Raw genomic sequence first — 19,757 nt, 5'->3', positions numbered from 1 at the left:
AACATATTCACATTAGTTATCTTTGTTAACTATTTAAAAGAAAGATTTGCATGAATTTTTTGAGAAATTTCTTAGCCTCTATTTTGGGTTCCCTATTCGCATTCGGAATCTTATTTGTTATGTTTTTAATATTTGTCACGCTTGTAAGTAGTGGCGAAGATACTGTTGCGGTGAAAAGCAATTCAATATTAGAGCTTCAGTTACAGCGTCCTATTTCAGATTATACGGGAACAAATGAGCTTGATCCATTTGCTGGTATTTTTGAACAGTCTCAAGGTTTAGATGAAATCTTGCATGCTATTGAAGTAGCTAAAAATGATGAACGTATAAAAGGTATTAGTATTAATAACAACTTTATTATTGCTGGCTTGGCGCAAACACAAGCAATTAGAGGGGCGTTAGAAGACTTTAAGTCTGATGGTAAGTTTATTTATGCCTATGCAGATTTTTATATGCAGCGCGATTATTATTTGGCAAGTGTGGCAGATTCAATTTTTATGAACCCTGTGGGCGTGTTAGATTTTAAAGGATTATCTACTGAAGTGCTTTATTTCAAAGAATTACAGGAAAAATCGGGTGTTAAAATGGAGGTGATTCGCCATGGTAAGTATAAAAGCGCGGTAGAACCTTACTTAGAGAATAACATGAGTGAGGCAAATAGAAGTCAGTTGACTTCATTACTTCAATCGCTGTGGAATTCTATGGTGACCGATATTTCAAATACAAGAGGCATTTCAGCATCTGATTTAAATAGTATAGCTGACACCTTAGGTGGTAGAACACCTAAATATGCAAAAAAATCGGGGCTTGTAGATGATATTGTTTTTTACGATGAATATGAAAATAAATTGTCTAATGCCTTAGATATAAAAAAAGAGGATAATATTAATATTAGCACATTAGATGATTATGTGAAATACTCCAATAAGAAAACATTGAAATCTGGTGATGATAAGATTGCGGTTGTCTTTGCTCAAGGAGAAATTTTTTATGGGGAAGGTGGTCCAAATATTATAGGACAGGGAATTATTAATGAGGCTTTAATTAAGGCAAGGGAAGATGAAAGTGTTAAGGCAATTGTATTAAGAGTTAATTCACCGGGCGGTAGTGCTTTGACTTCAGATATTATTTGGAGGGAAGTAGCGCTTACTAAAAAAGTAAAGCCAGTTATTGTCTCTATGGGTAACGTAGCAGCATCTGGTGGTTATTATATAGCTGCAGGTGCAGATAAGATATTTGCTGAGCCAACTACAATTACTGGTTCAATTGGTGTTTTTGGTACTGTACCGAATATAACAGAATTGGCTGATAATATTGGAATAAATGCAGAACAGGTTGGTACCAATAAGAATGCCATTGATTATTCTTTGTTTGAACCGATGCAAGAGAGTTTTAAAAATCAAATTCAAGAGAGTATTGAAGATACGTACCAAACATTTTTACAACGTGTATCTGAAGGTCGTAATATGACCATGGCACAAGTAGATAGTGTTGCTCAAGGTCGCGTTTGGAGCGGTACTGAGGCTTTGGAAATAGGTTTGGTAGACGAATTAGGGAATTTAGATGACGCTATTTCTGCGGCTGCGGAAATCGCTTCTTTAAAGTCTTATAGTGTTAAAAAATTTCCTAGATATAAAAGTGGCTTTGAGCGCTTTATGGAAGATTTAGAAGGCGCTAGTTTACAATTAAAAGATAATCTGCTGAAAAATGAAATTGGCGATGAAGCTTATATGATTCTTAAAGAGTTAAAGTCTTTCAAAGAACAAAAAGGCATACAGGCAAGAATGCCTTTTGCTTTGGATATCAAATAAACGATGACGTTAAAGGATAGGAAACTAGCACAACGTATTTATTTATATTTAGGGGCACTGTTTATTACCTCCTTAGTAGTATCGAATCTTATTTTTCAAAAATTTTTTTATTGGAATCCTTTTGGTGATTTTACGGTATTTGGAGTTTCGCTTTTTGAGGTTTCGGTAGGTATTTTGCCTTATCCTATAACCTTTTTAATCACTGACCTTATTTCTGAAATATATGGTAGAAAAATGGCAAATCAGATAGTCACTGCCGGTATTTTTGCCTCTTTCTTTTCTATGGGTATTATTTTGTTGGCAGAAGTGGCTCCTGCAATACCCACTTCACCAATAGATGACCAAACGTTTACTCAAGTTTTTGCTTTATCACCCATTGCTGTTTTAGCTTCAATGATTGCCTATTTATTAGCGCAATATGTCGATGTTGCGATTTATCATTTTTGGAAAAAATTGACCAAAGGAAAGTATCTATGGTTGCGTAATAATTTTTCTACATTTCTTTCGCAATTTCTAGACACGTTTACCGTTGTGGGACTGTTATGTGTCTTCAAAGTACTACCATGGGAACTATTTTTCGGACTAGTGGTAAGCGGATTTATTTTTAAGATTTTTATAGCATTCTTTGACACTCCTTTTCTCTATTTCTTCGTATATATAATGAGAAAACGTTTTAATCTAAAGCCAAATGAAGAATTGGACTTAGATATAATAGAATAATAGTTTAAATAAAATAGTATAAAAATATACCATGGGTAAGAAAATATTGAAAATTGTAGGTGTAATTCTATTGTTGATAATAGCAGTGCTAATTGCCGCACCTTTTTTCTTAGAGGCAAAAATTGGTGATATTATAAAAAATAATGTCAATAATAATGTGAATGCTACACTAGATTTCTCAGATGCAAATTTGAGTTTATTTAGCAGTTTTCCTAATGCAGAGGTGAAATTTAAAAATGTAGTTTTAATCAATAAAGCTCCTTTTGAGGGAGATACTTTGTTTAAGGCCAATACGCTAGATTTAACAATGGGCATTATGCAATTGTTTAAAGGCACTGAAGATGCGATTGCTATTAATAATATTTATTTAGACGGTGCATTGTTGAATGTAGTCTTTGATAAAAATGAGAATGCCAATTATGATATCACAGTAGTTTCAGAAAACACAACGGTTGAAGAATCTAATAGTGCCGAAGGTTTCTCTTTTGATTTACAATCATATGAGATTTCAAACTCTAAAATTTATTATACAGATAAGTCAATGGGTATAACTTTAAAGTTAGATGATTTTCAACATAAAGGAACAGGCGATTTATCTCTAGCAACTTCAGTGTTAGACACACATACCGATGCTTTGGTTTCGTTTGAAATGGATAGTGTAAATTATCTGAATAAAAACAAGGTGAAATTAGATGCTTTAATAGGCATAGATTTAAACCAAAACAAATATTCCTTTTTAAAGAACGAAGCTCTAGTTAATCAGCTTCCTTTAGTATTTGATGGTTTTGTTGTTGTGAATGATGAAAATCAAGTAATAGATTTAACCTTTAAAACCCCTTCTTCAGATTTTAAAAACTTTTTGGGGGTTATGCCAGAAATATATTCTAAGAATATTGAAAATGTTACTACCACGGGTGATTTTATTGTAAATGGTAATTTTAACGGTATTATAGATGATACTCACATTCCTAAATTTAATATTGAAATTAAATCGGATAATGCATCTTTCAAATATCCAGATTTACCTAAAGCTGTGCGTAATGTCTTTTTTGATATTCAATTAAATAACAAAACTGGTATTACAGAAGATACCTATGTAGATATAAATAAAGCTTCATTTATGATTGATGAAGACAAGTTTAATCTTACGTCTAATATTACCGAGCTTATGGGTAATACTAAAGTAAAGGCTCATGTAGACGGGGTGATGAACTTGGCTAATATTTCAAAAGCATATCCTGTGCCGGCCGGTTATGATTTAAAAGGTCTTTTAAAAGCAGATATTACAACAGTTTTCGATATGGCTTCTGTTGAAAAAAAGCAATATGAGAAAACGAACACTAATGGTGATTTAAGTGTTGCGAATTTTGAATATAATTCTGAAGAACTGGCGAACCCCGTTAAATTTACTAAGGCAAGTTTAACTTTCAATCCGAAAACAGTTACGTTAAATAGTTTAAATGGTACAACAGGTAAAACTGATTTTGACGTAACGGGTACTATTAACAACCTTTTAGGGTTTATGTTTAATGACGAAAAGGTTGAAGGGAATTTTAATTTAAAATCTGAGCGGTTTGCTTTAAATGATTTTATGGTCGCTGAAACTGAAACCACATCTGCAACTAGTAATGGTGAAGGTGGTGGAACGGTTCAAACGGAAAAAATTAAAATTCCATCATTTCTTGATGCAACCATAAATGCCAACGCCAAACAAGTAATGTATGATGATATTGTTTTAAGTGATGTTACCGGTGTTCTAAAGATAAAAGACGAAACTGCTACTTTAAGTAACATGTCTTCTGGTTTGTTCGGAGGTAAAATGTCTTTTAATGGAGAAGTATCTACCAAAAATGAGATTTCGACTTTTGCCATGAAATTAGACTTAAATCAATTAGGTATTCAAGAAACGTTCAATTCTATTGAATTGTTTCAAACCATTGCACCAATAGCGCAAATATTAAAAGGAAAACTAACTTCTGACATTTCGTTGTCTGGTAATTTAACCGATGATTTATTGCCTGATCTTTTATCCTTGAGTGGAGATCTGTTCGCAGATTTAATGACTGATGAAATTAGTACGGAATCATCACCAGTATTGAATTCGCTTGTTTCTAAGTTGAATTTTATTGATTTAAAACAACTAAACCTAAAAGACTTAAAAACATCACTTTCATTTAAAGATGGTATAGTTACTGTAAAGCCATTTACGATTAATTATAAGGATATTTCCATAAATATTGATGGTAGCCATACATTCGATAAAAAATTGAACTACAAGGCCACGATGCAGGTGCCTGCTAAATATCTAGGTTCTGAAATCACTAAATTAATAGCTAAAATTGATGACACCGCATTGACAGATTTGAAAATACCTGTTATTGCTAATATTGGAGGATTATATAATAGTCCGCAAGTAACTACAGATTTAACTTCAGGAGTAAAAGAACTAACGACAAAATTGATTGAGGTAGAAAAGCAGAAACTTATTAATAAAGGTACCGATAAGGCTAAAGATTTAATAGGTAGTATTTTAAGTGGTAATCAAACTAAATCAGATTCAATTAAAAAAGATACAACTTCGAATAAACAAAAGGCTAAGGACATTTTAGGCGGAATACTTGCTACTAAAAAACCAAGCGATAGTGCAACTGTTAAGAAAGACTCAGTTCCTGTTAAAAACGAAAAGGAAGTGGTAAAAGAAAAAGCGAAAGATATCTTAGGTGGTTTGCTAGGTAAAAAGAAAAAGGATACAGTTAATTAACTGTTAGGCCTACATAATAACCCTCACTGCCTCTAATATTAAATACGGTGTTGTCTTCGAATATTAGATACTGCCCTTTTATTCCTTTTAATTTACCTTCAAATAAAGGTGTTTTATCAAGGTTAAGACTTTTTACTTTACTCGGATATTGCAATACAGGGAACTCCATCTGGGTTTCACTTTTATTGTCTAAATAATAAGGAAGTGCTTCTTCTGGAATGTATTGTTTTAATTTTTCGCGCCATTCTATAAGGTTCTCATCTACAACGTTATTGGTCAGCATAGTACGCCAATTAGTTTTGTCACCAACATGATTTTTTAAGGCAACTTCTGTAATGCCTGCAAGATACCTGTTGGGTACTTCTACGATTTCAATAGCTTCATGTGCACCTTGGTCAATCCACCTTGTGGGTATTTGGCCTTTTCTGGTAACACCAACTTTAACATTACTTGAATTGGCTAAATAGACGATGTGTGGTTGTAATTGCACTTTTTTCTCATACACTAAATCTCTATCTTCTTGGTCTAAATGGGCTGTGCTCAATTCTGGACGCATTATCCAATCTCCAGCAGATGGTATTTCAAAGAAACATGTCTTACAAAAACCTTGTCTGTAAATAGGTCTGTCATTTCCGCAGTTTAGACATTGAAATTTTATAAATTCTATTTTTAAATTTTTATCGAGGACTTGATTTACATTTAGAAAATCAGATTCAAACAACATATAATATTGTATAGGATGACCTATTTCTGTTTGCATTTTTTTTAGTACTCCTTCGTATTGCATGTTTAGTCAGCTTATTGAATAGTCAATTTGAAAATGATACTTAGATACGCTATTTTTAGCAACACAAAGATACCGATAAATGCCAATTCCTTTATTTAATTCCATTGCCTCTTGGTTATTGAAGAAGCGATATCATCAGATAGAACTTTTTTTAAAGTACCCAGAAGAGGTTCAAGAAGAAGTTTTATTGCAATTGCTTGAGTTTGCAGAAGACACTGAAGTAGGTAGAAAATATGAATTCGATTCTATTGAATCATATAATACATTTAAAGAACGTTTACCGATAGTATCTTATGAACAAATTGAACCAATAATTGAGCGTACTCGAAAAGGTGAACAAAATCTTTTTTGGCCTACTAAGGTGAAGTTGTTTGCTAAAAGTAGTGGAACCACAAATGCAAAAAGTAAGTTTATTCCTGTTAGTAGTGAGGCTTTAGAGGATTGCCATTATAAGTCAAGCAAAGATTTACTTTGTCTTTATTTAAACAATAATGAAAATTCGCAATTGTTTACAGGTAAAAGCCTGCGTTTAGGAGGCAGTAAAGAGCTCTATGAGGATAATGGCTCTTTGTTTGGGGATTTATCGGCCATTCTTATCGATAACATGCCATTATGGGCAGAATACAGTAGTACGCCCAGTAATAAGGTTTCTTTGATGAGTGAATGGGAGAGTAAGCTGATGGCGATTATTCATGAAAGTATGCATGAGAATGTTACTAGTCTTGCCGGTGTTCCATCATGGATGTTGGTTTTGATGAATAAAGTTTTAGAAGAAACAGGTAAGGAGAATTTATTTCAAGTATGGGGAAATTTAGAGGTTTACTTTCATGGCGGTGTAAACTTTAATCCTTATAAAGAACAGTATAAAAAAATACTTCCAAATGAAAATTTCAGGTATTACGAAATATATAATGCTTCAGAAGGTTTTTTTGCTATTCAAGATAGAAATAATGAGGAGGATCTTTTACTAATGTTAGATTATGGTATTTTTTATGAGTTTATTCCGATGGATGTTTATGGCACTTTAGAGCAAGAAGCTATTCCGTTATGGGAAGTTGAACTAGGAAAAAATTATGCAATTATCATTACCACCAACTCTGGCTTATGGCGCTATAAAATTGGGGATACAGTTAGGTTTACTTCCAAAAGTCCGTATCGAATAAAGGTAACTGGGCGTACCAAACATCATATTAATGTTTTTGGGGAAGAGTTGATTATTGAAAATGCCGAGGAAGCGTTAAAAATAGCTTGTGCTAAAACCAAGGCTGAAATTATAGATTATACTGCCGGACCTGTTTTTATGGTTAATAAAGAAAAAGGAGCTCATGAGTGGGTAATAGAATTTAGAACCTTGCCAAAAGATTTTAATTCGTTTGTAGGTGTATTTGACAATGCATTGAAATCACTCAATTCTGATTACGAGGCAAAACGATTAAATAATATTACATTAAACTTACCCTTGGTGCATATTGCTCGTAAAGATTTATTCTATGATTGGTTAAAAGCTAATGATAAACTTGGAGGGCAGCATAAAATACCAAGACTTTCCAATAAACGTGATTATTTAGAGGAATTATTACAAATGAACAAGTAATTACCTCTATACACACCTTTTTTTAGTCTAATCACAACAAATTTTTATTTTGGCTCAATAGTTGAATTAACTTTACTATGGTTTAAGAGGCTAAGTGATAGCTAGTTGAATGGCTGCTTTTTAGTATGAGATTCTCGCTAAAAGGGACTACATCGATATTTTTAAGCCAGTAAACAATTAAATGTTGTTAACTGAAGCTAAAAATCCAACTTGCTGTAGGAAAACTTAACCAAACTATAAAATACTATTATTATGGCACAGAAATTAGTGATTGTTTCAGATATGTGGGGCGCTAAGAAAGGGTTGTGGATTACTTCATATTTAGGATATCTTCAACAGTATTTTGATATTACCTTTTATGATAGCCAACAATTGGCTAACCTCGATATTTTAGTGCATTCAGAAGAAAATATTCATAGTGCCTTTGTTGATGGTGGTATTGATACAGCTGTTTCTCATTTATTGAAAAAAGAGAAAGAACCATGTTATTATCTTGCTTTTAGTATAGGAGCAACGATTGTTTGGGAAGCTGCAAAAAAAGGATTGCCTGTTAAGTCGTTTTATAGTGTTTCGGCTACAAGAATTCGTTTAAAAAATGAAAGGCCAAATGTTCCATTTCAATTGGTATATGGTGAAAATGATCCATTTAAGCCAAGTGATGAATGGGCTGATAGATTAGGTGTCGATATGGAAGTGGTTTCCAATTATGGGCATACACTTTATTCTGATGAGAAAATCATTCAAAAAGTGTGCTTAGACTTATTGCAAGAAGTAACACAAATAGCTCCACAAATTAAGAAAGTGGTCTAGTATAATATATAGGTTTAGAATATAAAAAAAGCGTGGATATTTATCCACGCTTTTTTTATATATAATATTCAGATCATATTTAAGAAACTGCTTTTAACTTTTTTACGGTGTCGTAAGATAACTTTTCTTCAGCATAAGGCTTCGTTACTTTGAATGTTGTATCTCCTGTGCTAGGCATCTCGAACATTGCATCCGTAAAGATTGCTTCGCATAATGATCTTAAGCCTCTAGCGCCAAGCTTGTATTCAATTGCCTTGCCTACAATATAGTCCAATGCTTGTTCGGTGATTGTGAAAGTAATATCATCCATTGCAAACAGTTTCTCATACTGTTTGATGATGGCATTTTTAGGTTCCGTTAAAATAGCTCTTAATGTCTTTTTGTCTAACGGATTCATATGTGTAAGAACAGGAAGTCTACCAATAATTTCAGGTATAAGTCCAAATTCTTTTAAATCTCTAGGTATTATATATTGTAACATATTGCTAGTGTCCAAAAAGTTGTCAGATTTTGAAGCACTATAACCTACAGCTTGCATATTCAAACGTTTTGTAATTGCACGTTCAATACCATCAAATGCTCCACCTGCAATGAATAGTATGTTTTCAGTATTGACTTCTATAAATTTTTGATCAGGATGCTTTCTTCCACCTTTAGGGGGAACATTGACTACGGTACCTTCTAATAATTTTAGAAGTCCTTGTTGTACCCCTTCACCAGATACATCCCTTGTTATTGATGGGTTGTCACCTTTGCGAGCTATCTTGTCTATTTCATCAATAAATACAATTCCTCTTTCAGCTTTTTCAAGATTGTAGTCTGCTGCCTGCAAAAGACGAGTTAAAATACTTTCTACATCTTCACCTACATAACCAGCTTCGGTCAACACTGTAGCATCAACTATAGCTAATGGTACATTAAGTAATTTCGCAATAGTTTTCGCCATTAAGGTTTTACCTGTACCCGTTTGCCCAACCATTATAATATTACTTTTTTGAATCTCTATGTCATCTTCTTTTGAAGATGGTTGAAGTAATCTTTTGTAATGATTATAAACAGCTACAGACATCACTTTTTTTGTTCGTTCTTGCCCAATTATAAAGGTGTCTAAAAACTCCTTAATCTCTTGAGGCTTTTTTAAGACTAGTTCGGAAGAAAGATCATTTGTCTTTGTCTGTTTTGATTCTTCAGCAACAATGCCGTGAGCCTGCTCTATGCAACGGTCACAAATGTGTGCGTCAAGACCTGCAATCAACAAATTGGTTTCTGGTTTTTTTCTACCGCAGAATGAACATTCTAAATTTTCCTTTGCCATTATCTTACTTCTCTATTCTATTCCTTAACGATTGAAAATCGTTTTTGGTTTAAAAATCATTTATTTATTTGATTCAAGTAGTCGAAATTATTTCTTATCCCTTACTAAAATTTCATCAATCATACCATACTTAAGGGCTTCGTCAGCTTTCATCCAATAATCACGATCGCTATCGTCACGTACTTTTTCAATATCGGTGTTAGAGTGTTGAGCTATGATTTGATATAATTCCTCTTTTAACTTTAAGATTTCTCTTGCGGTAATTTCAATATCACTAGCTTGGCCTTGAGCACCGCCCATTGGTTGGTGGATCATTACACGAGAATGTTGTAAGCCACTACGTTTTCCTTTTTCACCAGCGCATAATAAAACAGCACCCATTGAAGCGGCCATGCCTGTGCAAATGGTAGCGACATCAGGCGTAATAAATTGCATAGTATCATAAATACCTAAACCTGCATATACACTACCTCCTGGCGAGTTGATGTAAATTTGAATATCTTTTTTAGCGTCAACACTTGCTAGAAACAATAATTGTGCTTGTATGATATTTGCAACTTGATCATTGATACCCGTACCCATGAATATGATACGATCCATCATTAAACGCGAATAAACATCCATAGCAACAACATTCATAGACCTTTCTTCAATAATGTTAGGCGTCATGTTTGTTGGGTACATGCTGCTCATTATTGTGTCGTAATATGTACTGCTAATACCTTGATCGTTTATAGCGAAATTCTTGAATTCTTTTCCGTAATCCATAAATTATATGTCTATTTTTTAGAGTAAAAAAAGGTGCCGAAAATTTCATTTCCGGCACCGTAAAGATACTTAATTTATTGTTTGGAATTATCCGTAAACTTCTTTCACGAAATTTTCGTAGGTAACTTCCTTTGTCTTTAGGTTTGCTTTTTCTTTGTAAAGATTCAATAATTTTTGACTCATCAATTGTTCTGAAAGTCTTTTTACTTCATCTTGGTTACCAAGAACACGAGCAGCAATACTATCTAATTCTTCTTCTTTTGGGTCTAATTGACCAAATTGAGCCATTTGTGAACGAATAAATCCTTTAGAAAATTCTTTTAACTCATCGAATTGAACCTGTAGCTCATTGTCGCGAATAATTTTGCCTTCTATAAGTTGGTAACGTAATCCTTTTTCAGATTTTGCATACTCTTCAACTGCTTGCTCTTCAGAGATAGGCTCTTCGCCTGTCATCTGAATCCATTTAGTTAAGAAACCGCTCGGCAGTTCAAATTTGGTGTTATCAATAAAGTATTCTGTAACGTCGTTCAATAATTTTTGATCAGACTGCTGCTCGAATTGTTTTTCAGAATCTTCCTTAATGCGTTCTTTTAATTCCTTCTCAGATTTTACGCTGTCAGGTCCAAAAAGTTTATCGAACAAATCTTGGTTCAACTCAGCAGCTTCTCTTTCATTTATTTCCGAAATTGTAAAAGTAACCTCAGTATCCAAAGATTCAGCCTTTTGCTTATCAATGCCTAAAGCACTTGATAGCATATGGTCTTCATTGAATAATCCTTTAGTTTTTAAAGTGATAACATCACCAACTTTTTTACCTTTCAATGCATCTAAAGCTTTTTTGCTTTTTAGCTTGTCGGTTTCTAACATGGTCTTGTTGTCAATTTCTTCAGCTTCGTTAGAGAAAGTGCCACTTACTTCATCATTTTTGCTAACTACATCTTTACTTACAAGCTTACCGTATTGTTTTTGAATACGTTCTACTTGCTCATCTATCATTTTCTTGTCAGCAACAATCTTGTATTGAGTTATTGCTTTTTTAGTTTTCAATGAAACCTCAAAGTTTGGAGCTAAACCCAATTCAAATTCAAAAGCTAGTTCATCTTGGTCCCAGTCAAAATTATCTTGTTGTTTTGGAAGTGGATTTCCAAGAACATCTAATTTTTCTTCGGTAAGGTATTTGTTAAGATTGTCTTGCAACAATTTATTTACTTCATCAACCAATACTGCTTTGCCATATTGTTTTTTAATAAGACCCATTGGTACTTGGCCCTTTCTAAAACCAGGTATATTGGCTTGCTTTTTATAATCCTTTAAAATGGAATCTACCTTATCTTGGTAATCGTCTTTTGTGATAGCAACTTTAACTACTGCATTTAAATCGTCTATCTGCTCTTTCGTAATATTCATTCCTTATTATCTATTTGCATGTATAAAATGGGATGCAAAAATACTATATTTTGCAAAGTCAACCAATTTTTTAAAGTATTGAATTTCAAATCAAAAGCAACTAAGACTTGTCGTCATTTAGCAATGAAAAAAAGATGGATTGTAAAAAGGATAACAATAGGCTAAAAATCAATGCCCACCAAATATTGCTAACCGAAAAACCGTTAATAAGCTTATCGGCAAGTAGAATAATTATAGCGTTTATAATTAGCAAGAAAAGGCCAAAGGTAACTATGGTAACGGGTAGTGTTAAAATTACCAAGATGGGTTTTACTAAAAAATTAAGTAAACTTAGAACAACGGCTACTATAACGGCAGTCATAAAAGTATCTACAGAAACATTGGGTAATACATTTGCTAAAATGATTACAGATAAAGCGCTTAAAAGTATTCTTAGAATTAGTTTCATAGTTATTGATTTTAATGTGATTAATTATTTTAATTTATTGTTTTATTGAAAAAGCTTAAAGATTTTCCAAAGAATTCTTCAGGATTTTCTGCGTGTAGCCAGTGACCTGCCTTGCTAATAGTTTCTACTGTAGCTTTTGGAAAATGGCTGCTAATTATTTCAATATCATTTTTCGTTACATATTCAGATCGGTCGCCTCTTAAGAAAAGAGTAGGGCCGTTGTAACGATCCGTGCTGTTGATGTTATCGCCTATTTCTTCCATTTTCTCGCTCAAAACTTCTAGATTGAACCTGAAGCACAGTTTTTTGTCTTCATTTCTAAACAGGCTTTTTAGTAAAAATTGTCTTGTGCCAAAATCTGAAATATACTTTGTTAGTTGGTCGTCTGCATCTTTTCGCGATTTTAAATTATGGGTATCAATAGCATTTAAGCCATCAATTATTATTTGATGATGCGGAGGATAAAATTTTGGTGCAATGTCGGCAATTAATAATTTGCTAATTCTTTCGGGATGACTACAGGCGAATTGCATAGCCGTTTTTCCTCCCATGGAGTGACCTATTAGGATAGTGCTTTCAATTTTATGATGATTCATATAATTAAGTAAGTCATTTGAAAGAATATCATAATCAAAGTCGGGAGAATGAAAGCTTTTGCCATGATTGCGTTGATCAATCAGGTGGACTTGAAATCCGTTTTCAGCGTATAATGCACCTAATGTTTTCCAATTGTCGAGCATCCCTAAAAATCCATGTAAAATGCATAAGGGTTTGCCTTCCCCTAAAATTAACGAATGTAAAATTTGCTTCATTTTAATTTATGTAAATACATGTTCACAACATTGTCAAGTCCTAAGTATAATGCTTCACTAATTAGGGCATGACCAATAGATACCTCTAGTAAATTAGGTATATTTTTTGCAAAATATTGAATATTGTCAAGGCTTAAATCATGGCCTGCGTTAATTCCTAGGCCTAATTCTTTGGCGCTCTTTGCTGCCTCAATGAATGGCCGTATTGCTTTTTCCTTATTTAGTTCGTAATCGGTAGCATAACTTTCGGTGTACAATTCTATGCGATCTGTGCCCACCTCTTTTGCTCCACGAATCATTTTCGGATCAGGATCTACAAAAATAGAGGTGCGTATGCCTGCTTGTTTAAAGGTTTTGATGACATCGGTTAAAAAATCTTTATACTTAATTGTGTTCCAGCCTGCATTTGAAGTTATAGCTTCAATAGAATCTGGTACTAAAGTGACTTGCTCTGGCTTAACTTCAAGTACTAAATCAATAAATTTTGGAATTGGATTACCTTCAATATTAAACTCGGTTTTTACAATAGTTTTCAAATCTCTAGCGTCTTGATAGCGAATATGACGTTCATCTGGTCTTGGGTGTATGGTTATACCTTGTGCTCCAAAGCTTTCTAAATCTCTTGAAACCTTTAATAAATCAGGCACATTGCCGCCACGAGCATTTCTAAGAGTTGCTATTTTGTTTACGTTAACGCTAAGTTTTGTCATTATGTCTTATTTACCTTTTAAGAGCATCAAAAATACAAATAAGGCACGCCTTTTGATATTATTAATTGTTATTTTGCGTTATAATCAAGCCTATGCATATTCAAGAACATATCATTACTACTATTCCTGTATTTGAAATAAAGGATACTTTCGAAAAAGTATTAGATTTTTTTCAAGATACGACCTACTCACATGTAGCTGTCGTAGAGGAAGGGCGATTTTTAGGTGTTTTCTCAGAAAATGATGCAGAGACATTGCTTCCAGACACTAAAATTGAGGAGTTTAGATATGAGCTTCAAAGCTTTTTTGTTCGAGGCGAAACCAATTGGCTTGATATTTTAGAAGCGTTTGCTCGAAATGAAGCAAATCTTTTGCCTATTTTGAATGAAAAAGAAGAAGTAGTAGGTTATTATGATCTAACTGATATAGTTACTGTTTTTATTGATACTCCGTTTTTTACTGATCCGGGTAGTATTCTGGTTGTTGCAACAGGCATTAAAGATTATTCATTCAGTCAAATTGCCCAAATTGTAGAGAGTAATAATGCCAAACTTATAGGAGGCTTTATTACCGATACACAGAACGATATTATTCAGGTTACTTTAAAAATCACTACTGATAACTATAATAAGGTTGTTCAGACTTTTAGGAGATATAATTATCATATTCTTTTTGGTAATAGTGATGATCAGTTTCTTGAAGACCTTAAGGAGCGTTCAGATTATTTAGATAAATACCTTAACGTATAGTATGAAAGTAGCTATATATGGTCAAACATATCAAGATAATGCAATAGAGTATCTAGTAGAGTTATTAGATGAGTTGCATAAAGAACCTTCAGAAGTATTTATAGAAAAAGACTTTTATGAGCTGTATAGTAAATTAGAATCTTCAGAAATTTTTCCAACTTTTACCATGACTAGTGGGCTGAATTCCACTTTCGATATGTTTGTTAGTTTTGGTGGAGACGGTACAATTTTAAGAGCAACAACATTTGTTAAAGATTTGGGTATTCCCATTGTAGGGGTAAATACTGGTAGATTAGGTTTTCTTTCCACTTTTAAAAAAGAAGATGTTAGAAAAGTGGTTCAGGAATTTAAAGAAGAGGCTTATACTATTGTTGAGCGTAGTTTAGTTCAATTAAATACTAAGGAGCTTGACGTTGAATTTGGCGATCTCAATTTTGCGCTTAACGAAATTACGGTGAGTAGAAAAGACACTACCTCGATGATTACCGTAGAAACGTATTTAAATAATGAATATCTAACTTCGTATTGGGCTGACGGATTAATCATTTCAACACCAACAGGTTCTACAGGGTATTCTTTAAGTTGTGGAGGCCCTGTAATTGTGCCAACGGCCAAATCATTGGTTTTAACGCCAATTGCACCGCATAATCTTAACGCTCGGCCACTCGTGATTTCGGATGATACTGTAATACGGTTAAAAGTATCTGGACGAGAGGAAAATCATTTGGTGTCTTTGGACTCTAGAATTGCCTCATTGGAAAATGGGCAAGAAATTACAATTAGTAAGGCGCCCTTTACTATTAAAATGATAGAGTATACTTCAGAAAGTTTTTTAAAGACCCTAAGAAATAAGCTGCTTTGGGGTGAGGATAGGCGAAATTGAGCCTGGTTTTAAACAATAAATGACCTTAATAGCTGTTTATCTTTTGAGAACAAGAAAATTATCTCACTTTCTATTTTTAAAAGAGGATGGGTTATAATTGTAAATAATAATTTATGCGTTACATAACGTTGTTAATATTGCTTTTTTCGTTTAGCGGACTTAAAGCACAAACCTATGAGGCAGGTGTTTTTTTAGGTGGGGCTAATACCATCAGCGATGTGGGAAGAACAAATTATATTTTACCTTCTGATATAGCTTTTGGTGGTTTGTTTAAATGGAATATTAGTAAAAGGTATGCATGGCGAGGTAGCTTAATGTACGGTAAGTTTACGGCAGATGATAATAAATCAAGTTCTACAGCAAGGCAGCAAAGAGGTTATGTGGTTGATAATTCTGTTTTAGAAGGCTCTGTCGGTCTTGAGTTTAACTTTGTAGATTATAATCTTCATAAATTGGGTCCGGCTTTCACGCCTTATTTATATACAGGTATCACCTATTTTAGATATGATTATGAATATTTTAATGGAGGTATTTTGCAAGAAATCGGACAAAAAGATGGTGCATTGGCTATACCAATGACGGCAGGTTTTAAGTATCGTATCAATCAGTTTCTTATTTTTGGGGCTGAAATAGGTGCTAGGTACACCTTCACCGATAACTTAGATGCCAGTAATCCTAAGGGGTCAAATTTTGAAGAATTCCAATTTGGAAATATTTTTAGTGATGATTGGTATGTTTTTTCTGGGTTAACATTAACCTATACATTTGGACGAAAGCCTTGTATGGATTGTTTTGAGTAAAATAAAAATGGACGAGATAAACGGTATTGATAAAACAAATGTTCCTAAGCATCTTGCTATTATTATGGACGGTAATGGTAGGTGGGCTAAAGAACGTGGTAAATTAAGAGTTTTTGGTCACGAGCACGGGGTTAAAACCGTAAAGATTGTTGTAGAGCAGTGTGCTCAATTGGGAATCGATTTTTTGACTTTGTATACATTTTCTACTGAAAATTGGAATCGACCAAAGGTTGAAGTGCAAACTCTTATGCGCTTATTAGTGTCTTCTTTGAAGAAAGAACTTAAAACTTTTAACAAAAATAATATACGTTTAAATACTATAGGTAATATTTCTGCTTTACCATCTAAAGCCTATAAAGAGTTAATTGAGGTTATGGGTCAAACTAAGCAAAATACAGGCATGACGCTTACTTTAGCTTTAAGTTACGGCGCTCGTGAAGAGTTGCAATCTGCAGTAAAAGCAATAAGTGCCAAAGTTAAAAATAATATAATTTCAATTGAAAATATTGACGAAACCATTATTAATAACCATCTTTACACGCACAATTTGCCAGACGTAGACTTGCTTATCCGTACTAGTGGAGAACATCGGATCAGCAATTTTTTATTATGGCAGATTGCATATGCAGAGTTATATTTTATTGATGTATTTTGGCCCGATTTTAGGGAACATCATTTGGTAGAAGCCATAAAAAATTACCAGAACAGAGAACGAAGATTTGGAAAAACTAGCGAACAACTCACTTAAAGATATGACTAGGTTCATATCCTTGAACCACATTTTAACTACCTTTTTATTATTAACTACCCTTATTGCCACCGCACAGGATGCAACCTATGAGGATGGCAAAAGCTACATTCTTGGTGGCTTAGATGTTACAGGGTTACAAAGTTATAATGAGCAAACGGTAAAAACATATACTGGCCTTAGGGTGGGTCAACCTATTACCTTACCTGGTGAGCAAATTAGTGAAGTCATCAAAAAATTATGGGGACTTGAACTTTTTAGCGAAATTGAATTTTATATAACCAATATTGAGGATAATACAGTTTTCCTTGAATTGAATATAATAGAACGCCCAACGTTAACTAACGTTGTTTTTTATGGTGTTAAAAAAGGGAAAATAGAAGGTCTAATTAAGGATACTGATTTAAAGAAAGGTAAGAAAATTACAGAAAGCCTTATTTCAAACTCTAAAAATTACATTGCTAATAAATACAAGAAGCAAGGATATTTAAATGCCCAAGTAAATATAGCTACCGCTAAAGATACTTCTGACACCAATACCCAAAGTATGGTGGTTAATGTAAAGAAAGGGGATAAAGTTAAAATACGTAATATCATATTTGAAGGTAATGAGCAATTAGGTGATAAAAAACTTCGAAAAGCTTTAAAAAGCACCAAACAGAAAAAGTTTGGTAGGTTTTGGAAGAAATCTAAATTTATTCAAAAAGATTACGAAGATGATTTAGGATTGTTGGTAGATAAGTTTGCTGAAAATGGTTATCGAGATGCTAGGGTTATTTCAGATTCTGTTATTAAGGTTGACGATAATAATATAGACCTACGAATAAAGGTTGAAGAAGGTGATAAGTATTACTTTGGTAATATTGATTTTGTTGGGAATACGGTATATACTGATCGTCAATTGAATCAAGTATTAGGTGTTAAAAAGGGTGATACATATAATGGCGTATTGTTGAGAGAGCGAATTGCAGACAATTCTAAACCAGACCCTACCGATGTTACCAGTTTATATCAGAACAATGGTTATTTGTTCTCGACGATAAATCCTGTCGAGATATCTGCTGCAAATGATACCATTGATTTTGAAATTAGAATAATAGAAGGTAAAGAAACTTTTCTAAATCATGTAACGGTTTCTGGTAATGATAAAACTAATGATCATGTAATTTATCGTGAACTAAGAACGCGACCTGGTCAAAAGTATAACAAGTCAGATATTATTAGAAGTATTCGTGAATTAGGTCAGTTAGGCTTTTTCGATGCGGAACAAATTACACCAGATGTTTTGAACGCCAACCCTAATGAGGGTACGGTTGATTTAGCATGGAGCTTAGTTGAATCCGGATCAAGCCAAATAGAATTACAAGGTGGTTATGGTGGTGGTGGTTTCATCGGTACTTTAGGGCTTTCTTTTAGCAATTTCTCTATTCAAAATTTATTTAAAGGCGAAAAGTATAAGCCGGTGCCTATGGGTGATGGTCAAACATTTGCATTGCGTTTGCAAGCCAGTAGAACCTTCAGGGTGTATAGCCTAAACTTTTCAGAGCCATGGTTGGGGGGTAAAAAACCAGTTCGTTTTAACTTGAGCGTTTCAAGAACTCAGCAATTTGCAGCCTCATATGGTAATGGTAGAAATAGTAATATTCAAGTTAATAAAGATCAGCAATTCTCTATTACGGGTGTTACGGCTGGTCTAGCTAAACGTGTTCAATGGCCAGATGATTTCTTTACTATTTCTCATTCGCTTAGCTATCAGTTATATGATTTTAGAAACTATAATATTGGCCTTTTTAATTTTGGTAATGGTAAGGCAAATTCGTTAGCGTATACTTTTGGTATCTCTAGAAATGCAACGGATGGTGGTCGTATATTCCCTAGAGGTGGGTCTAATTTTGAAGTTACAGCAAAATTTACTCCTCCATGGTCAGTATTTAGTAATAAGGATTATAGAGAGTTGCAGAATAGGTCAAAAGAGTTAGATGATAAGAAAAATATTCAGGGACTAACTGCTGCTGAAAATGTTGAACTAGAGAATATTGACCAAGAACGATTTAGATTATTAGAATATTATAAAGTTAAGTTTAAAGGGGACTGGTATACCACTTTAGTGGATAAATTGGTTTTACGTAGTAATGCAGAATTTGGGTTCTTAGGTAGCTATAACAGTGCTGTTGGTAATGTTCCTTTTGAAAGATTTTATGTTGGTGGTGACGGACTAGGAAACTTTACTTTAGATGGTCGTGATGTTGTAGCATTAAGAGGATATGATAATCAATCTATTACTCCATACGCTGATGGTGCAACCTCACCAGATGGTGCTCTGATTTACAATAAGTTCTCATTAGAATTACGTTATCCATTAACTTTAAAGCCTTCAGCGTCTATATATGGTCTGGCATTTTTAGAAGCTGGTAACGCATTCAACAATTTTCAAGACTTTAATCCGTTTCAATTAAAACGATCGGCCGGTGTGGGGCTGCGAATCTTTATGCCAGCATTTGGCTTGTTGGGTATTGATTTTGGATACGGGTTTGATGAAGATCTTAAACCACAATCTGTAGGACAAGGTCCAAGTGGATGGCAAACACACTTCATTATTGGTCAACAGTTTTAATTTTAATTGAAATATAA

Annotated in this window: 17 protein-coding genes; 10 read left to right on the top strand and 7 right to left on the bottom strand. The window is 33.6% G+C overall.

Annotated elements, in window-relative coordinates; all coding sequences use genetic code 11:
- Positions 1-50: 50 nt before the first annotated feature.
- From sppA to B5X55_RS05690, 3 genes are read left to right on the top strand one after another with little or no spacing between them, the layout of a single operon-like run.
- Entirely contained in the window at positions 51-1,811 is a 1,761-nt protein-coding gene (sppA, locus tag B5X55_RS05700; RefSeq protein ID WP_079511657.1) for a signal peptide peptidase SppA, read from the top strand.
- A gap of 3 nt (positions 1,812-1,814) precedes the next feature.
- Positions 1,815-2,531 (top strand): queuosine precursor transporter, encoded by a 717-nt coding sequence (locus B5X55_RS05695; protein WP_079511656.1) that lies wholly within the window; start codon positions 1,815-1,817, stop codon positions 2,529-2,531.
- Between the two features lie 31 nt (positions 2,532-2,562).
- Positions 2,563-5,292 (top strand): AsmA-like C-terminal region-containing protein, encoded by a 2,730-nt coding sequence (locus tag B5X55_RS05690; RefSeq protein ID WP_079511655.1) that lies wholly within the window; start codon positions 2,563-2,565, stop codon positions 5,290-5,292.
- Here B5X55_RS05690 and B5X55_RS05685 read toward each other — a convergent pair.
- Positions 5,285-6,079, bottom strand: coding sequence for a DUF2797 domain-containing protein (locus B5X55_RS05685; protein WP_079511654.1), 795 nt, complete (start codon positions 6,077-6,079; stop codon positions 5,285-5,287). The two genes, B5X55_RS05690 and B5X55_RS05685, sit on opposite strands and share 8 nt — an antisense overlap.
- A gap of 79 nt (positions 6,080-6,158) precedes the next feature.
- Between B5X55_RS05685 and B5X55_RS05680 the strand changes: the two genes are divergently transcribed.
- Together B5X55_RS05680 and B5X55_RS05675 are read left to right on the top strand one after the other, a co-directional pair.
- The gene (locus B5X55_RS05680; RefSeq protein WP_079511653.1) at positions 6,159-7,673 is read left to right on the top strand and encodes a GH3 auxin-responsive promoter family protein; all 1,515 of its coding nucleotides are present in this window, start codon (positions 6,159-6,161) and stop codon (positions 7,671-7,673) included.
- A gap of 252 nt (positions 7,674-7,925) precedes the next feature.
- Complete coding sequence (locus B5X55_RS05675; protein ID WP_079511652.1) at positions 7,926-8,483, top strand: dienelactone hydrolase family protein; 558 nt, start codon at positions 7,926-7,928, stop codon at positions 8,481-8,483.
- Between the two features lie 79 nt (positions 8,484-8,562).
- Here the strand turns inward: B5X55_RS05675 and clpX are convergent, their stop codons facing one another.
- The 6 genes from clpX to B5X55_RS05645 form a co-directional block, all read right to left on the bottom strand.
- On the bottom strand, positions 8,563-9,798 hold the full coding sequence (gene clpX, locus B5X55_RS05670; RefSeq protein ID WP_079511651.1) for an ATP-dependent Clp protease ATP-binding subunit ClpX: 1,236 nt from the start codon (positions 9,796-9,798) through the stop codon (positions 8,563-8,565).
- Between the two features lie 87 nt (positions 9,799-9,885).
- Positions 9,886-10,566, bottom strand: a complete 681-nt coding sequence (clpP, locus tag B5X55_RS05665; RefSeq protein WP_079511650.1) for an ATP-dependent Clp endopeptidase proteolytic subunit ClpP — start codon at positions 10,564-10,566, stop codon at positions 9,886-9,888.
- A gap of 87 nt (positions 10,567-10,653) precedes the next feature.
- Positions 10,654-11,976 carry a trigger factor gene (gene tig / locus B5X55_RS05660; protein ID WP_079511649.1) on the bottom strand — a complete coding sequence of 441 codons (1,323 nt, stop codon included), beginning with the start codon at positions 11,974-11,976 and terminating at the stop codon, positions 10,654-10,656.
- 100 nt (positions 11,977-12,076) lie between these two features.
- Entirely contained in the window at positions 12,077-12,424 is a 348-nt protein-coding gene (locus tag B5X55_RS05655) for a phage holin family protein (RefSeq protein WP_079511648.1), read from the bottom strand.
- A gap of 29 nt (positions 12,425-12,453) precedes the next feature.
- Positions 12,454-13,236: an alpha/beta fold hydrolase gene (locus tag B5X55_RS05650; protein WP_079511647.1), complete on the bottom strand. Its 783-nt coding sequence runs from the start codon at positions 13,234-13,236 to the stop codon at positions 12,454-12,456.
- On the bottom strand, positions 13,233-13,946 hold the full coding sequence (locus tag B5X55_RS05645; RefSeq protein WP_079511646.1) for a pyridoxine 5'-phosphate synthase: 714 nt from the start codon (positions 13,944-13,946) through the stop codon (positions 13,233-13,235). Before B5X55_RS05645 ends, B5X55_RS05650 begins: the two co-directional genes overlap by 4 nt.
- Before the next feature lie 92 nt (positions 13,947-14,038).
- Here B5X55_RS05645 and B5X55_RS05640 point away from each other — a divergent pair, with 92 nt between their 5' ends.
- The 5 genes from B5X55_RS05640 to B5X55_RS05620 all read left to right on the top strand — a co-directional run bounded on the left by B5X55_RS05640 (position 14,039) and on the right by B5X55_RS05620 (position 19,740).
- The gene (locus tag B5X55_RS05640) at positions 14,039-14,695 is read left to right on the top strand and encodes a CBS domain-containing protein (RefSeq protein WP_079511645.1); all 657 of its coding nucleotides are present in this window, start codon (positions 14,039-14,041) and stop codon (positions 14,693-14,695) included.
- A 1-nt stretch (position 14,696) separates the two neighbouring features.
- Entirely contained in the window at positions 14,697-15,578 is an 882-nt protein-coding gene (locus B5X55_RS05635; RefSeq protein WP_079511644.1) for an NAD kinase, read from the top strand.
- Positions 15,579-15,691: 113 nt separating this feature from the next.
- Positions 15,692-16,378: a type IX secretion system protein PorG gene (gene porG, locus B5X55_RS05630; RefSeq protein WP_079511643.1), complete on the top strand. Its 687-nt coding sequence runs from the start codon at positions 15,692-15,694 to the stop codon at positions 16,376-16,378.
- Between the two features lie 7 nt (positions 16,379-16,385).
- A complete protein-coding gene (locus B5X55_RS05625; protein ID WP_079511642.1) occupies positions 16,386-17,126 on the top strand; it encodes an undecaprenyl pyrophosphate synthase in 741 nt (246 codons plus the stop codon).
- A gap of 4 nt (positions 17,127-17,130) precedes the next feature.
- Complete coding sequence (locus B5X55_RS05620) at positions 17,131-19,740, top strand: BamA/OMP85 family outer membrane protein (protein WP_079511641.1); 2,610 nt, start codon at positions 17,131-17,133, stop codon at positions 19,738-19,740.
- Positions 19,741-19,757 lie beyond the last annotated feature (17 nt).

Origin of the sequence: Maribacter arcticus, from assembly GCF_900167935.1 — a bacterium.
Classification (GTDB): domain Bacteria; phylum Bacteroidota; class Bacteroidia; order Flavobacteriales; family Flavobacteriaceae; genus Maribacter; species Maribacter arcticus.
Note: the sequence above shows the minus strand (reverse complement) of the source record. Positions and strands in the feature narration are given on the sequence as shown.

Excerpts from the sequence above, each read along its gene's own strand:
- sppA (WP_079511657.1), top strand. The coding sequence starts at position 51 with ATGAATTTTTTGAGAAATTTCTTAGCCTCTATTTTGGGTTCCCTATTC.
- B5X55_RS05695 (WP_079511656.1), top strand. The coding sequence starts at position 1,815 with ATGACGTTAAAGGATAGGAAACTAGCACAACGTATTTATTTATATTTA.
- B5X55_RS05690 (WP_079511655.1), top strand. The coding sequence starts at position 2,563 with ATGGGTAAGAAAATATTGAAAATTGTAGGTGTAATTCTATTGTTGATA.
- B5X55_RS05685 (WP_079511654.1), bottom strand. The coding sequence starts at position 6,079 with ATGCAATACGAAGGAGTACTAAAAAAAATGCAAACAGAAATAGGTCAT.
- B5X55_RS05680 (WP_079511653.1), top strand. The coding sequence starts at position 6,159 with ATGCCAATTCCTTTATTTAATTCCATTGCCTCTTGGTTATTGAAGAAG.
- B5X55_RS05675 (WP_079511652.1), top strand. The coding sequence starts at position 7,926 with ATGGCACAGAAATTAGTGATTGTTTCAGATATGTGGGGCGCTAAGAAA.
- clpX (WP_079511651.1), bottom strand. The coding sequence starts at position 9,798 with ATGGCAAAGGAAAATTTAGAATGTTCATTCTGCGGTAGAAAAAAACCA.
- clpP (WP_079511650.1), bottom strand. The coding sequence starts at position 10,566 with ATGGATTACGGAAAAGAATTCAAGAATTTCGCTATAAACGATCAAGGT.
- tig (WP_079511649.1), bottom strand. The coding sequence starts at position 11,976 with ATGAATATTACGAAAGAGCAGATAGACGATTTAAATGCAGTAGTTAAA.
- B5X55_RS05655 (WP_079511648.1), bottom strand. The coding sequence starts at position 12,424 with ATGAAACTAATTCTAAGAATACTTTTAAGCGCTTTATCTGTAATCATT.
- B5X55_RS05650 (WP_079511647.1), bottom strand. The coding sequence starts at position 13,236 with ATGAAGCAAATTTTACATTCGTTAATTTTAGGGGAAGGCAAACCCTTA.
- B5X55_RS05645 (WP_079511646.1), bottom strand. The coding sequence starts at position 13,946 with ATGACAAAACTTAGCGTTAACGTAAACAAAATAGCAACTCTTAGAAAT.
- B5X55_RS05640 (WP_079511645.1), top strand. The coding sequence starts at position 14,039 with ATGCATATTCAAGAACATATCATTACTACTATTCCTGTATTTGAAATA.
- B5X55_RS05635 (WP_079511644.1), top strand. The coding sequence starts at position 14,697 with ATGAAAGTAGCTATATATGGTCAAACATATCAAGATAATGCAATAGAG.
- porG (WP_079511643.1), top strand. The coding sequence starts at position 15,692 with ATGCGTTACATAACGTTGTTAATATTGCTTTTTTCGTTTAGCGGACTT.
- B5X55_RS05625 (WP_079511642.1), top strand. The coding sequence starts at position 16,386 with ATGGACGAGATAAACGGTATTGATAAAACAAATGTTCCTAAGCATCTT.
- B5X55_RS05620 (WP_079511641.1), top strand. The coding sequence starts at position 17,131 with ATGACTAGGTTCATATCCTTGAACCACATTTTAACTACCTTTTTATTA.